Annotated in this window: 16 protein-coding genes; 5 read left to right on the top strand and 11 right to left on the bottom strand. The window is 71.9% G+C overall.

Translation table 11 applies throughout. The features are described from left to right. Positions 1 to 69 precede the first annotated feature (69 nt). Positions 70 to 1,026, top strand: coding sequence for an LLM class F420-dependent oxidoreductase (locus ACZ4UU_RS16870; RefSeq protein WP_468040547.1), 957 nt, complete (start codon positions 70 to 72; stop codon positions 1,024 to 1,026). 15 nt (positions 1,027 to 1,041) lie between these two features. Then, entirely contained in the window at positions 1,042 to 2,133 is a 1,092-nt protein-coding gene (locus ACZ4UU_RS16865) for an enolase C-terminal domain-like protein (RefSeq protein ID WP_468040545.1), read from the top strand. Between the two features lie 152 nt (positions 2,134 to 2,285). On the opposite strand, the gene ACZ4UU_RS16860 is transcribed toward ACZ4UU_RS16865, so the two are convergent. Continuing rightward, positions 2,286 to 3,317 (bottom strand): SDR family oxidoreductase, encoded by a 1,032-nt coding sequence (locus ACZ4UU_RS16860; protein WP_468040543.1) that lies wholly within the window; start codon positions 3,315 to 3,317, stop codon positions 2,286 to 2,288. Between the two features lie 5 nt (positions 3,318 to 3,322). Beyond that, positions 3,323 to 3,841, bottom strand: coding sequence for a phage holin family protein (locus ACZ4UU_RS16855; RefSeq protein WP_468040542.1), 519 nt, complete (start codon positions 3,839 to 3,841; stop codon positions 3,323 to 3,325). Positions 3,842 to 3,979: 138 nt separating this feature from the next. Between ACZ4UU_RS16855 and ACZ4UU_RS16850 the strand changes: the two genes are divergently transcribed. Beyond that, entirely contained in the window at positions 3,980 to 4,327 is a 348-nt protein-coding gene (locus ACZ4UU_RS16850; protein WP_383449322.1) for a VOC family protein, read from the top strand. On the opposite strand, the gene ACZ4UU_RS16845 is transcribed toward ACZ4UU_RS16850, so the two are convergent. Beyond that, on the bottom strand, positions 4,328 to 5,227 hold the full coding sequence (locus tag ACZ4UU_RS16845) for an arginase family protein (protein ID WP_468040540.1): 900 nt from the start codon (positions 5,225 to 5,227) through the stop codon (positions 4,328 to 4,330). 71 nt (positions 5,228 to 5,298) lie between these two features. Here ACZ4UU_RS16845 and ACZ4UU_RS16840 point away from each other — a divergent pair, with 71 nt between their 5' ends. Further along, positions 5,299 to 5,646: a DUF6204 family protein gene (locus ACZ4UU_RS16840; RefSeq protein WP_468040538.1), complete on the top strand. Its 348-nt coding sequence runs from the start codon at positions 5,299 to 5,301 to the stop codon at positions 5,644 to 5,646. On the opposite strand, the gene ACZ4UU_RS16835 is transcribed toward ACZ4UU_RS16840, so the two are convergent. The 7 genes from ACZ4UU_RS16835 to ACZ4UU_RS16805 all read right to left on the bottom strand — a co-directional run bounded on the left by ACZ4UU_RS16835 (position 5,624) and on the right by ACZ4UU_RS16805 (position 13,526). Next, positions 5,624 to 6,172, bottom strand: coding sequence for a GNAT family N-acetyltransferase (locus tag ACZ4UU_RS16835; protein WP_468040536.1), 549 nt, complete (start codon positions 6,170 to 6,172; stop codon positions 5,624 to 5,626). The two genes, ACZ4UU_RS16840 and ACZ4UU_RS16835, sit on opposite strands and share 23 nt — an antisense overlap. A gap of 21 nt (positions 6,173 to 6,193) precedes the next feature. Beyond that, positions 6,194 to 6,451, bottom strand: a complete 258-nt coding sequence (locus ACZ4UU_RS16830) for a LapA family protein (protein ID WP_468040534.1) — start codon at positions 6,449 to 6,451, stop codon at positions 6,194 to 6,196. 56 nt (positions 6,452 to 6,507) lie between these two features. Further along, a complete protein-coding gene (locus ACZ4UU_RS16825; RefSeq protein ID WP_468040532.1) occupies positions 6,508 to 8,307 on the bottom strand; it encodes a CocE/NonD family hydrolase in 1,800 nt (599 codons plus the stop codon). A 129-nt stretch (positions 8,308 to 8,436) separates the two neighbouring features. Then, positions 8,437 to 9,372 carry a S66 peptidase family protein gene (locus ACZ4UU_RS16820; protein WP_468040530.1) on the bottom strand — a complete coding sequence of 312 codons (936 nt, stop codon included), beginning with the start codon at positions 9,370 to 9,372 and terminating at the stop codon, positions 8,437 to 8,439. Continuing rightward, on the bottom strand, positions 9,369 to 11,360 hold the full coding sequence (locus tag ACZ4UU_RS16815) for a dipeptidyl-peptidase 5 (RefSeq protein WP_468040529.1): 1,992 nt from the start codon (positions 11,358 to 11,360) through the stop codon (positions 9,369 to 9,371). Before ACZ4UU_RS16815 ends, ACZ4UU_RS16820 begins: the two co-directional genes overlap by 4 nt. Positions 11,361 to 11,377: 17 nt before the next feature. Then, complete coding sequence (locus ACZ4UU_RS16810) at positions 11,378 to 12,700, bottom strand: M20/M25/M40 family metallo-hydrolase (RefSeq protein WP_468040527.1); 1,323 nt, start codon at positions 12,698 to 12,700, stop codon at positions 11,378 to 11,380. Beyond that, complete coding sequence (locus tag ACZ4UU_RS16805) at positions 12,693 to 13,526, bottom strand: M55 family metallopeptidase (protein WP_468040525.1); 834 nt, start codon at positions 13,524 to 13,526, stop codon at positions 12,693 to 12,695. Before ACZ4UU_RS16805 ends, ACZ4UU_RS16810 begins: the two co-directional genes overlap by 8 nt. A gap of 108 nt (positions 13,527 to 13,634) precedes the next feature. Here ACZ4UU_RS16805 and ACZ4UU_RS16800 point away from each other — a divergent pair, with 108 nt between their 5' ends. Beyond that, positions 13,635 to 14,030: a hypothetical protein gene (locus tag ACZ4UU_RS16800; RefSeq protein WP_468040523.1), complete on the top strand. Its 396-nt coding sequence runs from the start codon at positions 13,635 to 13,637 to the stop codon at positions 14,028 to 14,030. A gap of 47 nt (positions 14,031 to 14,077) precedes the next feature. Here ACZ4UU_RS16800 and ACZ4UU_RS16795 read toward each other — a convergent pair whose 3' ends face one another. After that, entirely contained in the window at positions 14,078 to 15,163 is a 1,086-nt protein-coding gene (locus tag ACZ4UU_RS16795) for a peptidoglycan-binding protein (RefSeq protein WP_468041113.1), read from the bottom strand. Positions 15,164 to 15,413: the final 250 nt, after the last annotated feature.

Genomic DNA, 15,413 nt, shown 5'->3' with positions numbered 1-15,413 from the left:
GCCGCCGGGTACCCGGACGGCGACCCGTCCCCGCCGCCGACCGACGCGGCAGTCCCGGAGGTGCCCCCCATGCCCGAGTACGGCTACTTCCTGGCGTGCGAGGAGTTCCGTCCCGCCGAACTCGTCGAGCAGGCGAGGATGGCGGAACAGGCCGGATTCCAGTCGCTGTGGATATCGGACCACTACCACCCGTGGAACGACGCGCAGGGCGAGAGCCCCTTCGTGTGGTCGGTGATCGGCGCGATCTCGGAGGCGGTGTCGCTGCCCGTCGAGACGGCCGTGACCTGCCCGACCGCGCGGATCCACCCGGCGGTGGTGGCGCAGGCCGCGGCGACCTCCGCGGTCATGACGAACGGCCGTTTCCGGCTCGGCGTCGGCTCGGGCGAGGCCCTCAACGAGCACATACTCGGCCATGTGTGGCCACCCGCGAGCGTCCGCCTGGAGATGCTGGAGGAGGCGATCCTGATCATGCGCCGGCTGTTCACCGGCGAGGAGATCAGCCATTACGGCAGCCACTACCGGGTGGAGAACGCCCGCCTCTACACGGTCCCCGACGAACCCGTCCAGATCGACGTCTCCGGCTTCGGCCCGGCCGCGACAGCCCTCGCGGCCCGCGTCGGCGACGGCTTCATCACGATGATGCCGGACGAGGAGATGGTGACCCGGTTCCGCAAGGGCGGCGGCCACGGCAAGCCGGTGATGGGCGGCACGAAGGTCTGCTACGGCACCGACCGCGACGAGGCCGTACGCACGGTGCGCCGGCTGTGGTCCAACCAGCTGCTGCCCGGCGAGATGGCCCAGATCCTGCCCTCACCGCGCCACTTCGAGCAGCTGGAACCGCTGGTCACCGAGCAGATGGTGAGCGAGAACACGGTGTGCGGCGACGACGTCGACGAGCACGTGTCGGAGCTGAGCGCCTTCGCCGAGGCGGGCTTCGACCGCGTCTACGTCAGTCAGATCGGCCCCGACCAGCGCGGCTTCTTCGACTTCTACCGTACGAAGGTGCTGCCGCAGCTTCAGCCGTGACGAGGGGCGGACGCGATGAAACTCCATCTCCCCGTCGTCTCCGTCTACACGGTGCCCACCGACGCTCCCGAGGCCGACGGCACGCTGGCGTGGAACTCCACGACCGTGGTGATCACCGAGGTGACGGCGGGCGACGCGACCGGCACCGGTTGGACGTACGGCCCGGCGGCGGTCGGCGACTTCCTGCGTGACCATCTCGCACCGCTCGTCGAGGGACGCGAGGCCCTGGACATCCCGGCCGCGCACGAGGCGATGGTCCGCGCGATCCGCAACGCGGGCCGCCCGGGCATCGCCGCGTGCGCGATCTCGGCCCTGGACATCGCCCTGTGGGACCTCAAGGCCCGCATCCTCGAACTGCCCCTGGCCCGGCTGCTGGGCACCTGTCGCGAACAGGTCCCCGTCTACGGCAGCGGAGGCTTCACGACGTACCACGACACCCATCTGGCCGCGCAGTTGAACGGCTGGGTGCACGGTCAGCACATCCCGCGCGTGAAGATAAAGATCGGCGAGGACCTGGGGCGCGCGACCGCGCGTGACGTCTCCCGGGTACGGGCGGCCCGCCAGGTGATCGGCCCCGAGGCGGAGTTGTACGTCGATGCCAACGGCGCCTACACCCGCAAGCAGGCGATCCGCGTCGGCCACGCCCTCGCCGAGCACGCTGTCACCTGGTTCGAGGAACCGGTGTCCTCGGACGATCTGACCGGCCTGCGTCTCCTCCGCGACACCCTGCCGTGCGACGTCACTGCCGGCGAATACGGCTACGACCTCCCGTACTTCGCCCGCATGATCACCGCGGGGGCGGTCGACTGCCTCCAGATCGACGCGACCCGCTGCGGCGGCGTCACCGAGTTCCTGCGCGCCGCCGCCGTGGCCCAGGCCCACGGCCTGGAGGTCTCGGCCCACTGCGCGCCCCACGCCCACGCCGCGGCGGCCGCCGCACTCCCCAACCTGCGGCACATCGAGTGGTTCCACGACCACGTCCGCGTGGAGGACATGTTCTTCGACGGCGCCCTGGACCCCCGCGGCGGCACGATCACCCCGACCCAGGGCGCGGGCCACGGACTCACGCTGAGGGCAGAGGAGGTACAGGAGTTCCGGGTCGCCTGACCAGACGGCCTCACGGCAGCGCCCCCCAGGGGCGCGGGGCTGTATCAATGTGCGGCTCCGCCGCGCGGGCGCGACCAGCCACACGCGACCAGCCACAATGGCGCCGCAGACGATCTACACGCATCGAGCCCCACGGCGGAGCCGCAGGCTCACTACAGCCGCCGCCCCAGCCATCGTGCGGTCAGCACACCCACCCCGACCGTGACAACCTGCCCCACCCGGCCACGATTTCGGGACAGCCACTCCTGAGGCCCTCCCGCACAAGCCTCGCCGTCGAAACGCCCATGCGCCCCGAAGTCCCGCCCGCGAAGCCCATCCGCAGGCGTCCACAGATTCGTCGGCCCTTCCTGCTCACCCTCGTCGTGCTGCGCGTCGAACCCGGTCCGCGCCAGATACCGGTCCAGGAACCCGGGAACGACGGCGTTGGCCATCAGCGTCGCCACCGTCGAACCCCCGACCCAGTACTCCCGGCGCCGTGCGTGCCCCGCGGCGTGCACGATCGCCCGCGCGGCCACCTCCGGCTGGTAGACCGGGGCCACCGGCCGGGCCCGTCCCGGCATCCGACTCAACACCCAGTCGAACTGCGGGGTGTTGAGGGCGGGCATCTGCACCATCGTCGTCCGCACCCGGCTCCCGCCGCGGAGCAGCTCGCACCGCAGCGACTCGTTGAACCCCTGGATCGCGTGCTTCGCCCCGCAGTACGCCGACTGCAGCGGAACCCCGCGGTAGGCGAGCGCGGAACCGACCTGCACGATCGTGCCCCGGTCGCGCGGCAGCATGTGCCGCAGGGCGGCCCGGGTACCGAACACATAGCCCAGGTACGTCACTTCGGTCACCCGCCGGAACTCGTCCGGGGTGATCTCGGTGAACGGCGCGAAGATCCCGGCGAAGGCGTTGTTGACCCAGACGTCGATGTGCCCGAAGGCGTCGACCACCTTCTGGGCGGCGTCCTCGACGGCCTTGGCGTCGGCCATGTCCACGGTGACGACCAGGGCCTCGCCCCCGGCGCGCTGGACCTCGTCCGCCGCCGCGGCGAGACCCTCGCGTCCCCGGGCGAGCAGGGCGACCCGGTCGCCGCGCGCGGCGAAGGCCCGGGCCGCCGCCCGGCCGACGCCGCCGCTGGCCCCGGTCACGACGACGGCCCTGCCGCGCTTCGGCAGGGCCCCCTTCCGCAGCTTGCGCACCGGCATCACGCCCGGTGGTGCGGCTGCTCGGGGTCGATGTCGTCCGGGTGCGGCGGCCGCGGCTCGGACGCGTCCGGCGTCGCTCCGGGCGGGCCGGCCGGCATCGGCGGGTACGGCAGGCCGAGCCCACCGGGCGGCGCGGTCGGCGCGCTGCCACCGAGGTCGTGTTCACCGAGGTGGGGTCGATGGGCGGCGTCCGGCGCTGCCGCGTGCTCCGTCGTCGGCCGGGACGCCGACGGGCGGGCCGCGCCGCGCAGCACGTACGCCACCACGCCGAGGATCGCCGCGGTGATCAGTGCGGCGGCCCAGTCCGGCAGTCCGGTGGCGAGGCCCAGCCCGAGAGCGAGCGCGAGGGCCGCGCCCGCGTACAGGGCGACGGCGCCGGAGCCGGCGTAGAGCATGGCCCGACGGCGCTGCCTGCGCGTCTGCTCGCGCAGCTCGTCCCGCACGGTCTCACGCGCCACCTGCGCCAGCTCGTCGACCAGTTGCCTGTCCAGGTGCTCAAGATGATCCAAGCGGTCCATGGGCCCCGGGTACCCGTACGGGAGTACGAGTAACGCGCTCCGTCACGGCCCATACCGGCACGTGGGACAACCCACCTGAGTGAGGGGATCACGTGAAACGATCTCCCCGTCCGGGCGCCCCCAACTAGGCTCGTCCTCATGGACATCCTGGGAACCACGCTTCGCGTGTGCGTCGACGACCTGGAGAGGGCAGTCCCCTTCTACGAACGGCTGGCGGGCGGCCAGGCGCTCCGTTTCGAACGCGGTGGCGTCCAGGTGGCCGCGGTCGGCTGCTTTCTGCTGATGAGCGGCCCGGAGGCCGAGCTGGAGGTGCTGCGCAAGGTCGCGGCGACGATCGCGGTCAAGGACGTCGAGGAGGCCCACCAGGTGCTCACCGAGCTGGGTGCGCACGTCATCGCGGGCCCGGTGGCGACACCGGTGGGCCGCAATCTGATCGCGATGCATCCGGACGGGGCGATCTACGAGTACGTGGACCGTCAGGGCTGATCAGGGCTGATCGAGGGCCGCCACGACGATGTCGGCCAGCAGCGCCCCGGCCGTACCCTCCGCGTCCAGGTCGGGGTCATAGATCGTGACGTTGAGCCCGACACAGTGCGCGGAGGCCAGCAAGGGGCGCAGCAGCGCGACGAGTTCGTCGGGGGTGAGCCCGTCCGGGTCGGGGCTGTCGACGGCGGGCATGACGGACGGGTCGAGGACGTCGGCGTCCAAGTGGACCCAGAAGCCGTCCAGTTCCGGGATCTCGAAGGCCTGCCGGGTGACCGACGAGAGCGACTCGGCGCCCCATTCGCGCAGGTCGCCGACGGTCACCACGGGGATCTTCAGATCGGCGAGTTCGGCCCGGTCCTCCTCGAAGCAGTCACGGATGCCGAAGTAGCGCACGTCCTCGTCCCGCAGATAGGGCCTGAGCCCTTCCAGGTTCGTCAGGTCCTCCTGCCCGCGCCCGGTGGCCAGGGCGACCTCCTCGCCGCCCGCCGCGCCGACCTGGTCGGAGTTGCCGGGATGCCGGAAGTCGGGCGAGGCGTCCACGACGGCCAGCCCGTGCCGGCCGATACGGCGCAGCGCGAGGGCGGCGCCCAGGTTGATGGAGCAGTCGCCGCCCAGGACGAGCGGAAAGTCCCCGGCGCGCACATGGCGCTCGATGCGGTCGGCGAGTTTGCGGGTGTAGGAGGCGAGGGCGGCCGCGTTGAAGACGCCGTCGCCCTCCCGCCAGTCCCCCCGGTCGTATCTCGGCGGCACCACGACCCCGCCCTCCAGCGCCCGCAGCCGCTGGACGATCCGCTGCTCACGCAGGGCGCCGGCCAGCTTGTAGCAGCCGGGCACGGTGCCGAGGGCGGGCGGGCGCAGGCCCAGGTTGGAGGGGGCGTCGAGCACGACGATATTCCGCATGCGCTCCATCCTGGTCGACGTAGAGTCGGCGCTCAACGCCAATTCAGAGGAACAGCGACGGGAACGGGAGCATGAGCGAGCAGCACACCTACCGGGTGATCGTCCGGGGCACGTGGGACGCACTCACCGACGAGGCCCGGGCACGACTGCTCGCCGAGGCCGCCGAGCACGGTATGACGAGCATGCGGTTCACGCCGGAGGGGTCGCTGTCCTACGAGCCGGCCCCGCTGAAGCACTTCTCGATGCGCTACGTCGTGGTCTCCGACGCGGCGGACGGCGAGGAGATGGCCGGTGCCATCGCCGAGGACCGGGCGGAGAGTGCCCTGCGCGAGCTGGGCTACGGCTTTCGCGAGCTGAGGTCGACGGTGACGGACCTCGACACCATGAAGATCAACTTCAAGCCCGCATCTCGGCGGTGATCGCCCACCGCTCGTGATCCCGCCAGGCGCCGTCGATGAAGAGCATGTCCGGCGAGAAGCCCTCCAGGCGGAACCCGCAGGCGCGGGCGAGGGCGATCGAGGCGGTGTTGGCCGGCTGGACGTTGATCTCCAGCCGGTGCAGCCGCATCGGCCCGAAGGCGTGGCCCACGACCAGGTCGAGGCCCTCGCGCATCAGGCCCCGCCCGGCCGCGTGGGCGAAGGCGCCGTAGCCGAGGGCGCCGCTCTGGAAGGCACCCTGGACGATGTTGTTGATGTTGATGTACCCGGCGATGCCGCCACCGTCGTCCTTCGCGCAGACCAGGAACCCCGCCTTGCCCGGATCCTCGATCAGCCGCCCGGCATAGGCGGCGTAGGCCGCGGCACCGTCCGGCGGGAAGAGCCACGGGTGGTGCAGGTCCTTGCTCTCCCGGGCCCGCGCCGTGAACTCGCGGCTGTCCTCGTAGGTGAAGTGACGTATGCCCACGCGGGGGCCTTCGGCCAGATAGCGGGTCGCGGGGTGCGGCATGGCGAAAGCCTACGACGCACGCTATCGACGCCGGCCCATGAAGTACGCCCCGACCAGCGCGCCGATGACCCCCACGGCGAGCAGTGCCAGCCACAGCGGCATCGTGACCAGGGGCACCAGCAGGCGGATCTCGGTCTCGCGGGTGTTCTCGAAGATGAAGACCAGGGCGAGCGCGAGCAGCACCAGCACGGTGATCCCCTTGGGGGTCAGCGTCCCGCGCCGGCCGCTCTGCGTCCCGCCCGTCTTCCCGCCGCTCCGCGACGTCGTCCTCGCGGTCATACGACCAGGATGCTCCCCGCGGCGCGATCACGCACGGTGAGCGACCCGGCGGGGGCTCAGCCGATCACCGGCAGCTGGATCACCCCCGTGTCCTCGGGCGAGCTGACCACGGTCACCGGCTTGATCCCCCGGTTCCCGAAGTACGCGTCGTCACTCGCGGCGATCACGAACCGCAGCCGGTGCCCCTTCTCGTACCGGTGCACGATCCCCGGCAGGGTCACGGTGAAGCTCTTGGTGACGTCGGGCACGCGGACCGGTGCGACGAGCCGGTGCACCAGCGTCTTCGTGCCGTCGGGCGCGATGTCGTACAGCTTGGCGAAGAGGACGAGCTTGTCGGCGGCGTCCCCGGAGTGCTGGGTCCGCTCGGCCTTCGGTGAGCGGACCTTGAGCGTGGCCCGGGGCGCGCCGACGACGTCGGTGGTGCGGGTGAGGGGCTCGCTGGTCCAGCCGAGGTAGGTGCCCCGGGTGTCGTACGGCGCGGGGTCCGGGATGCCCATGGCTGCGGCGAGTGAACTCTCGGAGTGGCTGGTGGGGACGAGCCAGTTGGTGTACGTGCGGCTGCCCCGGGCCACCTTGCGGCGGTTGTCGACGAGCTTGCCGTCGCCGGAGAGGTAGAGCGTACGGCTGGGCGCGGGGACGCGGTCGGCGGTGGCGTAGGTGCCGTTCGGGTCGGTGATCCAGTCGCGGTAGTAGGCGAAGGCGGGACCGGTGTCGACGTTCTTCCTGCCCAGGTAGCGGTCGAACCAGGCGAGGATGCGCCGGCCGACGTAGCTGGTCTCCAGGTTGCCCTGGCCGAGGTTGAGTTCACCGGCGGCCGGGTCGGTGAGGCCGCCGCTGTGGCCCCAGGACTGCCAGATCATCTTCGTCGGCGTCCCCTGGGCCTTGAGCGTCTTGTACGTCGCTGTGGCCTCGTTGAGGTTGAAGAGGCTGTCGGCCTGCCCCTGGACGAGGAGGGTCGGTGCCTTGACGCGGTGCAGGTACGTCACCGGCGAGACGCTGCGCGCGTACGCGAGGAGCTCGGCGGTCTGCTTGGCCGGATAGCGGCCGGAGTTGAGGGTGCGGACGGTGTCGCAGGCCTTGGTGACGAAGTGCAGACAGGGCAGGGAGTTGATGCGGGAGGGGTCGAGGCTCGGCTGGAGCAGGGGCTGGCCTTCGCCTATGAGGTAGAAGCCGTTGGCCCACTGCCATTTGAAGGCGCCGGGCACGCTGCCGCCGGGTTGCGCGTTGTTCGGGTCGAGGGAGTACGCCAGGTCGTTCCAGGTGATCATCGGCACCAGCGCGTCGAGGCGTCGGTCGACGGCGGCCGTGGCGAGCTGGATGGCGCCGCCGTAGGAGCCGCCGACCATGCCGACGCGGGGGTCGCCGGGGGCGTCGCGGGTGACGAAGTCGACCTTCGTGCCGTCGTCGGCGGCGCGTGCGCCGCCCAGGAAGTCGATCAGCCGTGCGGCGGCGACGCCGTCGATGGCGGGGTCGTCGAGGGAGATCAGACAGCCCGACTTGCCGAAGCCGAGCCCGGAGTAGACGAGGGAGACATAGCCGCGCTGGGCGAAGGCCTTGCCGATGGCGTCGGTCGAACCGTCGGACTTGCTGCCGCCGAAACCGTTGGTGGCGAGGACGGCGGGCGCGGGGTGGGCGCTGTCCACGCCCGCGGGCCGGTACAGGTCGGCGTCGACGGCGCAAGTGCGGTCACCCGCCTGGACGGTGAACTTCAGGGCGGTGACGGTGAACTGGCCACTCGCGGCGGCGGCCGGGGCGGTGAGCGCGAGGGGGGCGGTGAGCGTGGCGCCGAGCACGAGAGCGAGTGGGGCGGCAGGCCCTGGGGATCTGGGCGCACGTCGGGACACGAAGACCTCCACACTGAGGCACGTTGGAGACAGCCCTGTTTACCGACCAGTCAGTACTGGCCGGTTGTCATGGTGTGACACGTGTCAGACGGGGTCAATCACCGGGAAGAGGGTTTCTTGACGGAGATTCAGTGAACAGCGTCAGCGCAGGGCCGGCTCGTCGAGGGTCAACTCCCCCGCATCGGAGTCGAGTTCCGCGCTCACCCCGAAGGGGATCGTCAGCGCGTCCTCGCAGTGCCCGAAGCCGAACTCCTCGACGACCGGCACACCGAGGCCGCCGAGCCGGTCCAGCAGGACCGGACGCACCGTGTCGTAGGGGCCGCACCCCGCCCAGGACCCGAGCGCGATCCCGGCGACCCCGTCGAGCCATCCCGTGCGCAGGAGCTGGGTCAGCATCCGGTCGATGCGGTACGGCTGCTCGCCGATGTCCTCCAGCAGAACCAGCCCGTCCCGCGCACCGGTCCGGGCGTGCGGGGTGCCGAGATCGGAGGTGAGCATGCTGAGGCAGCCGCCGAGGGTGACGCCACGGGCCCGTCCGGGGACCATGGCCGTGCCGCGGGAGGGGATCACGCGGACCGTCTCCGGATGGAAGAGCGTGGCCTTCAGGTGCTCCTGCGCCCGGGCGTTCTTGACGAAGTCGACGCCGGCCGCGGCGGGTCCGTGCAGGGTGACCAGGTCCAGCCGGGTGGCGAAGGCCTGGTGCAGCACCGTGATGTCGCTGAACCCGACGAACACCTTCGGTCCGGCCGCCCGCATCGCCGCCCAGTCGAGGAGGTCGACCATGCGCTGGGCCCCGTAGCCGCCCCGGGCGCACAGCACGGCGTCCACGGACGGATCGCACCAGGCGCGCTGGAGATCGGCGGCGCGGTCCGCGTCCGTCCCCGCCAGGTAGTCGAACTCGCCGTGCCGGTCCAGTACATGGGGCGTCACCACCGGGTCGAGGTCCCAGCCGCGCAGCACGTCGAGCCCGGCCTCCAGCCGCTCCTCGGAGACGGGTCCGCTGGGCGCGACGACGGCCACGCGGGCGCCGGGGGCGAGGCGCTGCGGCCGTACCAGGGGCCGTACGGGCTCGGTCACTTGGTGAGCTCCAGCGTCGGGATCCCGGGCGGGTTCAGCCCGAAGACCTGGGCGTACAGGGATAGTTCGGACTCCAGGACGCGGATCATCGTCTCCGCCCGCCGGAATCCATGGCCCTCGCCCTCGAAGGCGATGTAGGCGTGCGGCACCCGGCGTCCCTCCATGCGGGCCAGGAACCGCTCGCACTGGGTGGGCGGGCAGATCACGTCGTCAAGGCCCTGGAGCAGCAGGAACGGCACGGCGAGCCGATCGGCGTGCGCGGCGGGCGAGCGCTCGGCGTAGCGCGCCGGGACCTCGGCGAGAGGGCCGACCAGCGACTCCAGGTACCGGGACTCGAAGTCATGGGTCTCCCCCGTGCCCCAGCCGGCCAGGTCGAGGATGGGGTAGAGGATCGTGCCGCAGGCGTAGACGTCGGTGGCGGTGAGCGACGCGGCCGCGGTCCAGCCGCCCGCGCTGCCGCCGCGGATGGCGAGCCGGTCCCGGTCGGCGGTGCCCTCGTCGGCGAGGGCGAGCGCGACGGCCGCGCAGTCCTCGACGTCGACCACGCCCCACTGCTCGCGCAGCCGGTTGCGGTAGGCCCGGCCGTACCCGGTGGAGCCGCCGTAGTTGACCTCGGCGACGCCGATGCCGCGTGAGGTGAAGTAGGCGATGGCCAGGTCGAGGACGAGGGGCGCCCGCGAGGTGGGGCCGCCGTGCGCCCAGACCACGAACGGCGGTGGGGTGTCGGCGGGGGCGACGCAGCCGGGGTTGTGGGGCGGGTAGATGTGCGCGTGGATGTCCTGCCCGGCGGCGCCGGTGAAGGTGCGGATCTGCGGTTCGGGGTAGTAGGCGGGGTCGACGGCGTCGTCGTGTTCGGCGCCGATGACGCGGGTGCGTCCCGTGCGGGTGTCGAGTTCGACCACCTCGTACGCGCTGCGCGGACTGGCGCCGACGGCGACGATCCTCCCCCACCCTTCGGGCGGGGGGACCCCCATCTCACTGCGCTCGCCGTGCACCGCGAGCGTGGCCTCGAACTCCGTCCAGGGGCCCGCCGCGTCGACGATCTCGCCGGTCTCGGGGTCCAGCACCCCGAGGGCCGTCGCCCCGCGGCCGTGCACGACGGCGACGAGTCCGCCCGCCAGCGGGGCGAACCAGCGCAGGCCCGGCTTCCACAGCGGCCCGCCGAACTCCTCCTCGCGCTGACACAGGGGTACGCCGTCGCGGTAGAGGTTCCACCAGCCGCCGCGGTCGCTCACGTACAGCAGCCGGCCGTCGAGCGCCCAGTCGACCTGCGCGATCGACTCCTCCGGGCCACCGGCGACGGTGCGCGGGGCGCCGAGCGTGCCGTCGGCGCCGACGTCGGCGACCAGAAGTTCCGTGCCGTCCCACGGCATGCGCGGATGGTCCCAGGCGAGCCAGGCCACCCGTCGCCCGTCCGGCGCGATCCGCGGCCCGGTGACGAACCGGTGCCGGTCGTCGGTGAGCTCGCGTACGCCGTCCCGGTCCTGGGCAGCCGAGCCGTCCAGCGGCACGGCGGCCAGGACGCGCCGCACATCGGTGGGCCCGTCGCCGGTGAACTCCTCCAGCACGCACCACACTTCACCGAGTTCGAGCCGCACCTGCGGCTCCGCCCAGCGCAGCCCGCCGCCCACCGGCGAGACGGGAGTGAGCGGACGCGGCTCGCCGCCCTCCTCGTACCGGTAGAGCCGCTGATCGGCGAAATCGACGAACACGACGAGCGGCCGGCCGTCGACCTCGACGCCCGCCCAGGGCTGTCCGCCGTACTCGACGACCCTGCTGCGCACGTTCCACGGGGCGGGCAGCACGGACTCCTCCGTGCCGTCGGCCCGGCGCCGCACCAGCGTGCGCCGGCCGCCCTCCGTGGGCCGTGGTTCGGTCCACCACGCCTCGTCGCCGACGAAGCCCACCCACTCGGGGTGCCCGTCGTGCGTGGCGGCGAGGGCCGCGTCGATGGGCGAGGGCCAGGAACCGTACGCCAGCGTTCGCACCGTCTCCCCCACCTCGCCTAGGCCGTCCGCAGGAAGCGGTCGAGGACCCGCACGCCGAAGTGCAGCGCCTCGACCGGCACCCGCTCGTCGACGCCGTGGAACATCGCCCCGTAGTCGTAGCCCTCCGGCAGCTTCAGCGGGGAGAACCCGTAGCCGATGATGCCGAGCCGGGAGAACTGCTTGGCGTCCGTGCCGCCGGGCATGCAGTACGGCACCACATGTCCCTCGGGCGCGAACTCCTCGACGGCGGCGCGCATCTTGGCGTACGTCGGCGAGTCCACCGGCGACTGGAGGGCTCCCGGCGACTGGAGGGCCACCTCGCGATGGTGGAACTCCCAGTCCACGTCGGGCCCGGTGAGTGCGTCGAGGGTGGCACGGAACTCGTCCTCCATGCCGGGGAGATAGCGGCCGTCGACGTAGGCCACGGCCTCCCCCGGGATCACGTTGACCTTGTAACCCGCCTCCAGCATCGTCGGGTTGGCGCTGTTGCGGACGGTCGCCTCGACCAGCTCGGCCGCCGGACCGAGCTTCTCCAGCAGTCCGTCCACGTCGTCCAGGTCGGCCTCCAGGCCGTACAGCGCGGCGAGTTCGGTGAGGGCGGCGCGGACCGTCGGGGTCAGCCGCAGCGGCCACTCGTGGGCGCCGATGCGGGTGACGGCGGCGGCGAGGCGGGTCACCGCGTTCTCCCGGTTGGGCTGGGAGCCGTGCGCTGCCCGCCCGCGTGCGGTGAGCTTGACCCAGCCGGTGCCGCGCTCCCCCGCCGCGATCGGGTAGAGCTGCCGCCCGCTGCCGTCATGGAAGGTGAAGGCGCCGGACTCGCTGAAACCCTCGGTACAGCCCTCGAAGAGCCCCGCGTGCTGGTCGGCGAGGAATCCGGCGCCGTCCTCGGCGCTCGCCTCCTCGTCGGCGGTGAAGGCGATCACGACGTCACGCCGTGGGCGTACGCCCTGGCGGACCCAGGACCGGACGACCGCCAGGATCATCGCGTCCATGTTCTTCATGTCGACGGCGCCCCGGCCCCAGACCACGCCGTCGCGGATCTCCCCGGAGAAGGGGTGCACGCTCCACTCGGCCGCCTGTGCGGGCACCACGTCCAGATGCCCGTGCACGAGCAGCGCCTCCGCCGAGGGATCGGAGCCCTCGAAGCGGGCGACGACGTTCGTACGGCCCTTGGTGCGCTCCAGCATCGTGGGCTCCAGGCCCGCCTCGGCGAGCCGCGCGGCGGCGTACTCGGCGGCGAGCCGCTCCTGGCAGTCGCCGCCGCCCCGGTTGGTGGTGTCGATCCGGATGAGGTCGGAGGTGAACGTCACGACCTCGTCGAGTGCCTGCTGGTCAGCCATACTGCTCCTCCACCGCGGCCGAGACGATCGTGGTGACCGCCTTGAAGGTACGGATTCCCTCGTACATGCGCTCGCTGGTGTACGCCACCTTTCGCTCGCCGACACGTCCGACGCCGGGGACGACGGTGGCCGCCATCGCGAGGTGCTCGGCGTCGAACTCCAGGGCCACAGTGAACGGCCCGCCGCTCACCGGTGTCCCGCGGACCGCCAGCGCGGCCGCCTCCTTGGCCGCGGCGCGGATGTCGGCGGCGGTCCTGGCCGGCGTACGGCACACGGCGGCGTACCGCGAGACATGGTCCTTGACGGCGACCTTCAGCGCCTCGGGCGCGTACCCGAGCGCGTCCTCGCAGGCCACGTCGTCCCCGGTGACGAGCACCACGGGCACGCCGTACTCGGCGACGACGTGCGCGTTCAGCAGGCCCTCGCTCGCCCGTACGTCGTTCAGCCACACCCCGGTGACGGAGTTGGCGAGGTACGTGTGCGCGAGGACTCCTTCCATGCCGGCGCCCGCGTGGTAGCCGACGAAGGCGATGCCGTCCACGTCGCCGTGCTGCACGCCCTCGACCATGGACAGCGTCTTGTGCCGGCCGGTGATCATCTCCGCCCGCTCGTCGAGCCGTTCGAGCAGCAGATTGCGCATCGTCCAGTGCGCCTCGTTGATGACGACCTCGTCGGCGCCGCCGTCGAAGAACCCCAGCACGGCGGCGTTGACGTCCGAGGTGAACATCCCCCGGCACCGCTCCCACTGCGGCGTCCCCGGCAGCACGTCGGCCGGCCAGGTCACGCCGGTGGCGCCCTCCATGTCGGCACTGATCAGGATCTTCATGAGGCCTCACGTTACGCGTCGGTGCGGGAACTTCCCATGAGTGGCGTCCGTCCGGCCCTGAGCGGAGAATTTCTCCTGGACGGAGTCCCCCTGTCCCGCGGAGGTGCCATGACGGATCCGCGAACGATCCTGTGGCAGGCGCGCCGGGGCCCCGTGCCCGCGGACTGGCGTGTGTTCACCAGGAGGCGGGGCAAGCTGTCCGGTTTCTTCCGCGGGACATCGGACGATCCGGACCCCCTGCTCGTGATCACGCCGGACGGGGCCGTCGAGTACGTCAGTGAACGCAAGCCACTGACGGTCGTCGCCTTCCAGGATCTGGCCGGCATGCGGATCCGAGTGGCCAGTTCCAATTCGTCGGCGGCCGTCTCCACCTGGGTCGACCTGCGCTACCTCGACGGCAGCAAGGCGAAGTGGCGGTCCGCCGGCTTCGCCAACGATCTCGAGGCGATCCAGGGTTTCATCGAGGCCTACGGCGCCCACAAGGCGCTTCGCGGGCACGCGTGAGGCCGACGGCCCTCCATGAGCAACGAGGGGCGGCCGAACGAGGGGCCCTACCGCCACGTGCTGTCGCCGCTGATCGGGGACAGGGAGGGCCGTGTCTGGATCTTCGCCGCCGAGAAGCCGTACTTGTCGAAGACGGTCCGGTCCGCGATCAGGCGGTAGCCGTACCACGCGTCCCAGATGTAGGTCAGCGAGCCGCCGCTCACCCTGGCCAGGAGGCCGTTGGCCAACTCGTGGGCCTCGTCCCACGCGCAGTCCGCGAAGACGCTGTCGCTGACGACGGCGACGCCGTTCCAGTCGTCCCACAGGTTGAAGTAGACGATCGCGTCGGGGACGTAGTACAGGCGATCGCCGGGGCCGACCAGGTAGACGCGGTCGTGGTGGGGCGTCTTGAAGCGCTGTCCCGGAACCGGGCAGACGGTGTTCGCGGACGAGGGTGCCGAGGGAGACGAAGGGGGCGCGGAGCCGTCCTTTCCCGACGCCCGGCCGTTCACCGTCGACACCAGGGCCGGTCCGACGGCCTCGGGCGAGGACGCGCGGTCGCAGTGCGGCCAGTCTCCGAAGCCCTTCGTGCGGCTCCACAGGCGGTGGGCGGCCCGAATGTTCCACTCCGGGTCCATCGCGTCGCGCGGCGTGCCGCCGAGTTTCCGCAGCGCGGCATCCGAGATCTGGAAGACTCCCCAGTTCCGGGTGCCGTTGGTGTTCGGCACGATGTGGAACGGATCGAGGAACGACTGGCAGTCGGCGAACGCGACCGCGTCGTCCGGCACTTCGCGGAACACCTTGCGGACCCGCTGCCGCACCTTCCCGGGCGGCCAGGTGTCCATCCGGCTCTTCGGGGCGTAGAGCGCCTTCTTCGTCTCCTCGCCGACCACCCCGTCGGCGTCGATCCGCGACAGCGCCTGGAAGGCGGTCACCCTACGCAGCGTCTGCGGGCCGAAATCCCCGTCGACGTCCATCTCTGCCCCTGCTCGGGCCAGCAGCCGCTGCACTTCCCGTACGCAGGCACCGCGCTGCCCCAGACGCACCGGTCCGGCGCACTTTGCCGAGAACAGCGGGCGTCCGTCGTCGGCGGCGGTGCCGCCACCGGATCCGGTTCCGGAGACGGCCGTGATGCCCCATGCCGTGGCTCCCAACGCCAGGACGAGTGCGAGGACCGCGAGGACCGGTGACCTGGTGGGGTGCCAGGGCCGACGGGGGGCGGGTGGGGCGTCCGAAACCGGGTCGGGGTCTGGGGCCGGCTCTGGGGCCGGGTCCGAGGCCGGGGCCGGCTCCGATCCGTGGTTCCCGGCCGGATCGACGTCTGGATCGGCCCCCGGAGCGGGCCCCGGATCCTCGTCAACGCCGCGGTCGGGCTCGCGCGCGGCGTCCGCCAGGGCCCAGAGC

The organism is Streptomyces sp. NPDC028907, assembly GCF_055564995.1.
Note: the sequence above shows the minus strand (reverse complement) of the source record. Positions and strands in the feature narration are given on the sequence as shown.